At 52.3% G+C, this 8745-nt stretch carries 2 protein-coding genes and 2 pseudogenes; all 4 read right to left on the bottom strand.

The features are described 5' to 3' along the window. Window positions 1-2739, bottom strand: a pseudogene (locus CWE01_RS32905) (hypothetical protein); the annotation flags it as partial. 8 nt (window positions 2740-2747) lie between these two features. Further along, window positions 2748-4604 carry a hypothetical protein gene (locus tag CWE01_RS32900; RefSeq protein ID WP_100944727.1) on the bottom strand — a complete coding sequence of 619 codons (1857 nt, stop codon included), beginning with the start codon at window positions 4602-4604 and terminating at the stop codon, window positions 2748-2750. A gap of 12 nt (window positions 4605-4616) precedes the next feature. Further along, window positions 4617-7634, bottom strand: coding sequence for a hypothetical protein (locus tag CWE01_RS32895; protein WP_100944726.1), 3018 nt, complete (start codon window positions 7632-7634; stop codon window positions 4617-4619). 39 nt (window positions 7635-7673) lie between these two features. Further along, window positions 7674-8745 (bottom strand): annotated as a pseudogene (locus tag CWE01_RS32890) (hypothetical protein); the annotation flags it as partial.

The raw sequence follows: 8745 nt of genomic DNA, 5'->3' as shown, positions 1-8745 counted from the left end.
GAAGGGCTGGGTGCGGAAGTCCACGAAAACCCCAAAGGCCCCAAGCAATCGACTGGAGCCGGCGGCCACGCGCGCGGTGGTTTTCAGGACAACAGGGGGCAGTTGTTTTTTCTCGATGGCGGTTTTCGCGCGACCCAGGTTTTCCTGGGTCTCTTGCAGGCTTCTCAAGGACGTCGAGTCCTGCAACAGCGCCTTCTTGCGTTTCAGGCTGTTTTCCAACTGATCGATGGCGGGGAGAATCCTGGTTTCCTCGCCCGATTCGAGCTGCGCCCTGAGCTCCCGTGTCGACACACCGAGCTGTTCACTGCCCAGGAGACTGCGATAGAGGGGCGTGCCAAGCAATATCGGCCTTAGAGTCCAAGCGTTATAGGGTCGTTGAACCTCATTGAAAATAGAGTCTGACACACGACGCTCAGGAGACAGGTGAATCCGATCCACCTCAATGCCTGTCATCTCCCTGTACTCTTGCTTGGTCACAAAAAAGAGAATCTGCGCCAACTGCTGACTGTAGTAAGAGGTTGTGGCGTAATTATCAGGCTGCACGCCAAACAGCGGGGAATGATGCGCACTGTAGAACGGAAAATCCTGAAACTCCCGATAGGCAATACCTAAATGCTCACGAAAGCCCTTGAGTATCAACTGCCGTTTGTAGTGATATCCAGGATCGAACGGATCAATCAAAATCTTGATTCTATTTTCTGCTCTCAGATCATCCAAAGCTCGCTTGTACTGTTGACTATTGACCTTCGCATCGGTATCAATGGTTCCATCCGGCTTACGAGAGAGATAGCGATTTCTTATTTCCGCATAATACTCATGCAACAGGCGCATTGTTTCAAATGTATTGACACGTAAAAATGCCTCTGAGTCCTTGGGCCTGATGGAAACCATCTCATAAGCCAAGTGTTCCATTCGGGCAACGTGCCGCGCTTGCGCCAAAGGCCCAGGCAACAACGGCGGCATTTCACCCATCGCTATGACCTCTGCCTTTCTCCTCTTTCTTTCCTCTTCAAGATCATGTTCATAAACACTGTAACTGGACGCTTTCTCCTGCTTGGCCTGATCAAACTCGGCCTCCGATACAACACCGCCTTGAAAAGCCTCTTTGACCAGACCGGTGACGGAAAACACATGGGTTTCTTGCAAGAAGCGCTGAACCGCGGGCTCAGCAAAATCCAAAGTTCCAGACCTCGATATAAAATCAGCAAATTCAGACGATTGCATTTCATTCATTATTTTCAGCACAACACCCGGAAGTGGCGGCATTCTGTCCTTCGTATCCGTCGCATGGAAAGGCACCATCCCTGAGCCTGCGGCCGCTACCAAATAAGCATGAGGACTGCAAATAACGGTTATATTCGGGATCCAGCGCCTTTCTACGCCATCCCCGCCCCGGACATTAAAGCGCCCCGCCTCCAGGCAGCGCTCGACAAAAAGAGCGGTGACATACTCCGCCATGGCCTTGGGGAAATTGCATGCCGTAAAATTAAGATACCTGATTTCCTTGAACCTGGCAGGTTCCCTTCCAAACACGCTGGTAAAATTACTATATATCCAACCGGCGATTCTCTCAGCGCTGGAGACGCCGGCCAAACCCGAAATATCCGCATGGCCGACGATGTTGATGATGCCGTCAAACGGAGCGCCAGCAGCCCGTGGGCTGATGTAATCGATCGAGAGGACATCAATGGGTTTAGGCCGGCCGCGACCGAAGAACGTATCGATATCGTGTGATCGCGCCTGATGGTAGCTGCTGATGCTGTGGACGCCCAAGTCCTGATCAGCGACAATCAGCCGATCCAGATTATGCTTTCTGAAACGGATAAATTCCTTATCCAGATTACCGATATAGCGATGAGCGGCCTCCGGATCAACGGGTATTGCAGTGTCAGGGTTCACGACATCGATAATGGTGGGAAAATCAATTGCACTGATCTGCCATTCGCGGCCATGGCTCCGCCGAAACACCTCTCTAAAGGAAATAGAGAACCTGATTAAATCATCAGCATCTTTCAGCGCACCTCTATTTTTGTAAGAAAAATAAAAGTCGATAAACGTCAACGGATGCCGCTCTTCATAGGACATAAGTGACTGATACAGCAGGGGGCTGGCAATATCCTCACCAATCAGCAGATTGAGCGACGCGCCCACAGCACGTTTCACACGTGCACCCGGTCGGGAGGGGCTGATCGGTAAGTTGACGCCCTGAAACACTCGCCATTTCTTTTGCACAACCCCCAGATAATAGAGCGAAATCAATCCCTTCAAAAAATTCAGCTCTTGCTGTTTTTGAATAACATTGTTGCCCTCGACCTTGGCCATTGCGATGAAATCCTTGAGCAATGCCAAATGGACCTGCGCGCGCGCAGCCTCTCCTCTTGCGCTCAATGAACCCGATTCAAGCTCCGAATAAGTCGCTCTCAACGATTCACTCATCGCCTGCCAAAGCACAAAGGGCTGGATATCCCGGGTAAAATCAAAGCCCCACTGATGCCGAAAACAGGGATAGATCACTCGCTGCTCCCCACGCCCCTGGGTATAGATTTCGCCCAAGGTGTAAGTCTTCCCGAACAGCGTTGCCCTGATCGTTGTATCTTCCAAATGAAGACCTGGAAAAACAACCGCGTAGCGCTTCAAGACCGTCAGGATGGACTCAAGATAGGCCAGCTTTTCCTTGTCCAGCCCAGCGCCTGATAGCTCATATTGATTCAGGCTGTAGTCAAACGATAACTTTTGCATACGCCCACCTAAACCTTCAAAGATTTTTTATATTGCTCGACCACATGGTTGAGCGAACCAGAAAAGCTTAAGTGGGCCAATGTTTTCACGTTATAGTCCTTGTCGACCTTGTCCCCGACTGTCAGTAACCCCTCACGCCGCCACAATGCACTGCGCCAAAGACTCAAATCCCTGATCGAGATCATCGGGCCGCCTCCCCCTGTATTTCCCAGGCCGAGCGTCAAACTGACTTCATCGATGGTTTGATTGTCTTGGGGCTTGGCTTGATCAGTGGTGGGGGAAATCGCATAAGTAAAAGAAGCGTCCAGCGCGCTGGACAGATCGCTGTCCGCACGGGCGGTGAACACATGGAAGGCCTTTCGATCATCACTCAGAGAAAGCAGCAGGAAACACGGGAAGTCCTTCACGTCTATCGCCCCACGATCATTGCCCTCGACGTCGTGAAAAACCACTTTCGCCTCATGGCTCAACTCCCCAGTCGCTGAGTCAACCTTCATTCGCCTCAGCATTTGCACAGTGAATACGATGCTGTTCTGGGGTGCGGAGGTCTTGCAGGTGAGAACGCCGATATCGGCTCGACGGCTGTAAAGGGCCTTTTTATCTTCGTTCAGTTTGACCTGAAGCTGACTCATGGTTGCCTTCAGTTGCCCCGCCACCTCAAAGTTTGACACGCGTAGCTGCTCGATGAAGAGCGGGAGCCTGCTCGCCAGCGTACCGGTCCTGATGATGTTCACGAGGGCTCGATCTTTATAGTGGGCACCGGGAACAAAAGCCTGGTCCGGATCAAAACGCTCTACGTCCTCCACAATCCTTTTAAAGTTCAGCCCATATTGCCGCCGTGAAAAAACAGGCTCTGACAGGCTCCATCGGTCAATCAACGAAGCGACTGTCTGGACTTCGAATAGCCGTGACTCTTTCCAGCGGACATCCAACATACAACTGCCAGAGACGCCCTGACCTGCCGTGGGTGTAAAGGAAAGAGAGGCTTTATTCCTGAATGCATCAAAACTCAGCCCTTGAGTCGTCTCGATATTGAAATGGGCATTTTCCAGGGCATAAAACAGATTGTTATTCAGCACTCCCCATCTGTTTTTTTGAAACGGATAATGGGCGGACAAGTGCTCCAGAGGTAATTGCCGGTATCCAAAGCACTTCAATACTTGATTTTTTTCTTCCAGGTAATCCCTGAAATTTTCCTCTCCCTCTGGCTGGGCGTTACCCACCCATGCCGCCACTCTCTCCAGGCGCAAGGAGTGCTGGCCATTTTTTATGGCCACGGGAATAGTATTGAACTGGAACTCACTAAAGCCAGAGAAAAAATCCCTGAACCCATCACCGAAGTCACTCAAAATATAGGGTGTCTCTCCGGCTTTTTGAGTATTCCATACCTTGACGGTCGAGAGGCCATCCTGTGTTTCCAGCTTGATGACACAGGGGTCCTGATGGGAGAACATAAGCACTTCGGTTTTTCCCGAGACCATCCGGGTAGCCACCTTCACCGCGCTTTTATTACGCCGACTCGCCGATGAAACCTTGCCCTCTTTATCCTCTTCCCAGACCCTCAGCATCAGATACAATTGATCGTTCAGGCAGACCAATGTAAAACTCCGGCCCAGCCGATAAGCAAACACCCTTTCATCAGCCGCCCCCGACCGTTGCTCAGCGGCATAATGATCTTCTTTCTCTTCGCCCATCCAGATATTCGGTTTGGCGACAAGACTGGCGGAATCGGCATCATGTGCCTGCCAGACGGCGTGAACAGCGGTAAACTTGAACGTGAAGGCATAGTCCTTTTTTCCATAAAAAGGGCATGTCACCTTATAACGACCTTCGTTCATTTCCAATAGCTTGACTTGCGCAGACATCAGGGCCTCTCCTTATTCCTTTTCGACCACGTCATACTTGTTTATCTGATCTTTCAGATAGGCCTTCGAGTGCTCATCCTCAGCGACTCTATCGGCCAATTGGGTAAAGCCTTGTTGAAGAGCCGGCTCCGGCAAAGCCGATTGGAGCCGATAAGCGTCCTCTCGATGGCTCAGCTCCGACCGTCTTGAAAACTCGATTAACTGATCGGCGCTGAACGTCCCCTCCTCAAGCAGCAGACTGAGTCGCTCTTGCGCGGAACGTTGCCATGCCATAACCCCTTTCAAGCAAATCGTCAGCAGATGGTTTTCCGTTTCCAGAAAAAAGAACAGGTCGTCATCTTTTACCTGCGCCGTTCTGAAACTGACCGCGGGAGCTGAAACAAAGTTGATCGCCGCTTTTTTTGTCGACAGGAAGAGCACCTTATCCCCGCCCAACACACCGGAAATTTCAATGGTATTTCTGTAACCATTGGCAATCACATTGTCGGTTCCACCCTGGTTGAGGTAGAAGAAGTTCTCAGGCAAGTTTCCAACCAGTTGAGTTTCACGCTGACCGCCATGCAGATAGGCCACGTTTCCACGGGCGATCAAAATATCCTGGCCGTCTTCGCTGGGATAAAGAGGCGTATCGGGTTTCCCCAGAATACTGTTGCGCAACACGTACTCGGTCTTGCCACTCCACTGACGAAGCACGGTCTTCTCACCCAACGTCTCACGACTGAGATCCACTTGCCGGCGCCAATGAACCTTGCCGTCGTTTTGCGACACCTCCAGGGTGTACAGACGCCCTCTTATCTCGATTTCCAGAAACTCAGCGATCGGCTCTTTCAAGAAATTGACCAGCGTCAACGAGCCTTCCTTGAGCGCCGCCCGACTGTCCTCCAACCTGAGCTGGACCGCCAAATCCTGGCTCGCCGCCAGTTCCTTTTCGGGATCAACCAACAGGGCCCACTCCAGAACGAGACTCCCCCAACGCTCATCCTCCGGCCCCGGGGCCTGTATCGTGACGGACTCCAACTCGACCCCCACGAGCTTCAGACGAGAAGGTGCCAGGCCCTTCTGAAAGTCTTCCTCCGCAGCGAAATCAAAGGTGGTGTGCGAGTCCCACATCAGATAAATCGTATTGGGTGAACCTCGGCCCTGGACTTTGCTGCGCCCTTGTCCCACGTACAGGATGTTGGAAAAGAGTGGGTCCAGCTCATATTCATGGTTGCCTTTCAGGTAGGGTATGTAGGTATAAGGATTGAACTTTCCTTCGACAGTCAGAAAATACGGTGCGTCATAGGTTCCACCGTCAAACTCCCGTTCCGCTCGGTATGAATAAGGTGAAGGGGTTGCCGAAAGGGCATCTTTTCTCATCCAGAGACAAAGCACCAGTATGTCCACGCCCTGCCACCAGGCGGGCGCTTCTTCGATGCTGGCTTTTTTCAACCAGGGTGTACTGAATAGTTTTCTTCCCGTTTTGGAATAACCATGGACAGAGATATTCTTCGCCAGCGCTTCGGGAAAGTTCGCGCGCATGAAAACATCTTTCGCCATTCTTTCAAAAGAGAAAGGAATAGCCGTATAGGCCAATATGTGTTGTTCAAGAAACGCCTCCAGCTTGGCGTCCTGGACCACGGGAGCAATATCCAATCCCTCGTAGGGCAGGTCCAACGCTTGGGCAATCGTGGCAAATGTCAGTTTGCGGTCGAAGTAAAAATCAATTCCGGAGAAAAACACCTGGTCCATTGCAACCGAGGGAAAAGGAGAAGTCAGGTGGATTCGGTAATAACAAACCGCGGTATTTTCCTTTAGAGGGTCCTTGATATCCATTTCGAAAAAGTAGGGTTCGCCCCGCGTGTCCAGATTGAATAAGCGCTTCGAGGCAGCGTCCTCGACGACCTTTCTAAAGTGGCAGCGCCCCACATACAGCTCTTCGCTCAACGGCTGATAATCCGTGTCGAGCATCTCATACGAAAAATTGACCACTTCCGGCGGCGCCTGCTCAAAATAGGCCAATCCCTGCATGCGCAAAAAAGATTTCTGATCAAGATAAGTGCCCGACGCCAGCGACGCCATATCAATCAGCAGTCCATGCTCTATTTTTTTAACCGACGTAGAAAGATCGAGGTGGTGAACACTGTTATAGGTCACCTCACTCCCTGAATCATAAAAGACCCTGTGCCGAGGAAAGGCAACATCCAGGTACTTGAACAGGTCCGGGCCATTCAGTAAACATTTCATCTCCAGAAAATCGAGAGTATGGGTTTTATTGATCGCCTTCATATCGATGAGTTGATGACTCGAAGCGTTGACCCTGACCTGCAGAAAATCTTTTTTTTCATCCTCGATAGTGTCTAGCCGAGCGCCCCCGCGCGTCGTAATACGATAGGAAAACTGCAGGGAACTCAAATTGAATGCTGACGTTGGTACACTCGGCAGCAGCACGAAACCTCTCGATTTCGTCTTCTTTATCTCCTCAAAGCTCAGATACCCCCTTGTCGGGTTCGTCGGCTGTCCGTCATGCCGGGTCAGCTTGATTTCGTAATTGATAAGTGTATCACCCGGATACCGGTCGAGATCCGCCTCCTTCTCTGCATTGAAGACAAGCGCTGTCGAGTCATAGGGCCGGCTGGCGGCGCTCCCCAGCATCACCGGCTGGTTATTCCCTGGAACCAGCAGTTCCGGCAAATCCATTTCCAGGACGTTATATAAACGACTCCCATAATAGAGATCGGGATTCAAGGTAATGGTCTGGTTTTGCAGAATGAGCTTTAAATTACTTTCTATGTTTTTTCTTAAAATCAATTCATCGTCTTTGACTTCGCTGACAAAAAAATTGCCTTCCAACGACACACGCAGTTTGGCCTGTTCACGATCCTCCACGTTAAATGATTGTTTCTTGACGGGCGTCACCCGCGGGTCCAGTCGGGTGGTGAGATCATAATACCGCAGCGAGGTATCCGTCAGAATCAACTCGACCTTGTCCAGTCTGGAGTCCGTTTCGAGCGCATGCCCGGTGATCTTTACTACTTTCCTGTCACTCATCACTTATATTCCCTTAAAGTGCTTCAACTTTATTTATAACTAAACGGAAATCGCAAAACCGCTGACCGGCGCCTGTATCTCAATCTCGCAACGGCGGACCTCCCGCCTCAACAGCAGCAGTGAACGTCCCGTCGAATTCCTCAGCGTTACCCGCGAGCCTTCCCCCAGCACCGCCATCACGGGGTGGGTTTCTCCGCTCTTGAACTGGATATAGGCCGGCAATTGAACGGTGCGCACCACCTGTTCCAGCGCGCAGGCGCTGTGGCCATCAGCGCTCACCAGGTCGAGCCTGAACGTGCTCTTGTCCTTGAACTTGACGACCTCCAGCGAGGACAGGGACAAGTCCAACTCCGCTAGCGTCTGGCGGGCATCCTCCTGGCCGGACAGGTCCAGGCTCACTTGAGGCAAGCGCTGGAACGCCCCCTCGGGCACCACCAATTCCGTTCGGCTGCCAAAGTTCGAATCAAAGTCTTTTGATGTCAGGACGCTTTTCTTGAACTGCAGGGTGTAGGCAGTCTCGGGATGCAGCCGGACCTGGTATTTGTTGAGGGCCTGCGCCTGCGGCGACTCTCCCGCCGCCCAACCGAACGGATTGGCTTCCAGCAGCAGATGAGGCGTGGCACCAAACAGCAGGATCGTCGGTATAGGACCAAAGTCCAGCACCTGCAGCCGGGTGCTCGGGGTGGAGGGCATGGTCACCATCAGCTTGCGCTCCTGCCCCCGGCGGGCTTCCCGGCGACGCAGGTACCAGCCCTTGCGGACCTGCTCGGTCTTCTCCTTGTCCTTGGCGTCCGCCCAGGACGTCAAGTCATCCGGGCTCAGCCCCAGTGGCGACAACGTATAACCCCTGGGCTGCTGGCGAACGCTGGTGTCCTGGCTCACCATCCCGATGTCCTTGAGCCGGTTGGTCTGATCGTTATCGTCCGCGTCATTGATCATCGGCGTCAGCAACAGATCGATGCCCTCTTCCTGCAAGCCGCTGCTGATGGCACCTTGCGTGTGATCAGCATTCCCCTCGAACAGTCGATCCGCCGCCTGGCGCATTTGCTGCTGGGTCAGGATCCCCGGCAGCGTCGAGGCGCCGAACAGGTTGCTGAAGAACAGACCCACT

The organism is Pseudomonas sp. QS1027, from assembly GCF_002814235.1.
GTDB lineage: Bacteria > Pseudomonadota > Gammaproteobacteria > Pseudomonadales > Pseudomonadaceae > Aquipseudomonas.
Note: the sequence above shows the minus strand (reverse complement) of the source record. Positions and strands in the feature narration are given on the sequence as shown.